The sequence below is a fragment of the Streptomyces solincola genome (assembly GCF_002982015.1).
Classification (GTDB): Bacteria; Actinomycetota; Actinomycetes; order Streptomycetales; family Streptomycetaceae; genus Streptomyces; species Streptomyces solincola.
Genome location: NZ_PVLV01000479.1, coordinates 1 through 1,489, shown reverse-complemented (window position 1 = coordinate 1,489; position 1,489 = coordinate 1). Strand labels below are relative to the sequence as shown.

Sequence of the window (1,489 nt, the reverse complement as noted above, 5' to 3'; positions counted from 1 at the left end):
CCCCGTCCGGCCGCTGCAACCGGAACGCCGTCGAGGCCGGCCGCCGGTGGCGCAGCAGGGTCCGCAGGAAACGGCCGATGGCGACGGCGTCGTCCGGGTGGGCGTACGCGGGCAACTGCTCCAGCGGGATCGGCGGAGCCGTCAGCGGCAGCCCGTGCAGATGGTGCATCTGCTGGTTCCAGGTGATGTCCCCGGACCGCACGTTCTCCTCGAACCCGCCGATCCGGCCCAGCCGCTGCGCGTGCTGGAGGAGGCTCGCCAGCCGCGCCGCCTCGTCCTCGGTGCGCCAGATGAACAGCACCGCCCCGCCGTAGCGGCTGACGCTGAGGTCGGCCACCGCCTCCAGCGGCACCTGGTCCACCAGCGCCGTCAACGTCATCCGCTCGGCCCGGAACGGCTCCCCGGTCGCGTACACCCGCTCGATGGTCTCGAACAGCTCGCTGCGGCCGGCCGACACCGGGTACGCCTCCAGGAACAGCGAACCGGTCACCGCGCTGCGCGGCCGCCCCGCCGGGTCGAGGAAACGCCGGTTGGCGTGGTGGATGCGGAAGTCGGCCAGCCGCCCCTCCGCGTCCAGCTGCGGCAGCAGCAGCAGCACCGGGTCGTACAGGCTGTCCACCACGTCGATCAGCTCGGCGACGTCCTGCTCCAGCGCGCTGAAGGCCCCGGCGGGCTGGGGCGCGTAGCGCGGCCGGGTGTCCAGGGTGTGCGCGCACAGCTCGGCGAGCGCCTCGACCTGCCGCTGCACGGCCGGCGGCTGCGGCCCGAGCGGATGCGGCCAGCGGATCTCCAGCACGCCCACGATCCGCCCGCCGGTGCCGGCCGGCACCGCGGCCCGGCCGCCGCGGCCGCCCTCCTCCCGGCAGCCGATCGACGGCAGCGACCCGGCGCCCAGCGACTCGAACCACACCGTCCCGCGCCGGTGCAGCGCGGACTGCGCCACCGTCGCCACGCCCGGCGGGACGTACCGCCACCGGCGGGCCTCCTCGGCGGAGAACCCGGCGTGCCCGGCGAGCGTGAACGAGGCGTCGTGCCCGGCCGCCCAGATCGCCACCCCGGTCGCGCCGAGCGGCGCCAGCGCGTGCTCCAGCAGCGACTCGGCGACCGCCTGGCTGTCGTCGGCGGCCAGGCTGCCGCTCTCCGCGGTGCGCAGCCGCACGCCCACCGAGACGCCGCCCGCCTCGGACTGCTCCGGCCCGCCGTCCTCGCCCGCCGTCGCGCTCAGGAACGCCTGGGCGGCGTCGGAGAGCCGGTCCGCCGCGGTGCGGTTGAGGATGTCCGCGGCCAGCTCCAGCACCGGCACGCCGGACTGATCGGCCAGCGTGGCCAGTTGCCGAGCCGCCTCGCCGGGCCCGCACTGAAGGCGCTCGACCAGGATGCCCTTGGCCAGCTCGACCAGCGCGCGGCCGTCGGCGGCGGCGGCAGGAGGTGCAGACGGCGCACGCCGCCGCCGACGGTCGCGCGCTGGTCGAGCTGGCCAAGGGCATCC

General features: G+C 76.6%; 1 protein-coding gene. It reads right to left on the bottom strand.

Annotated elements, in window-relative coordinates; genetic code table 11:
• Nucleotides 1-1,489: ANTAR domain-containing protein (locus C6N75_RS24995; RefSeq protein ID WP_146132667.1), on the bottom strand; the 1,489-nt coding region annotated here is incomplete at both ends.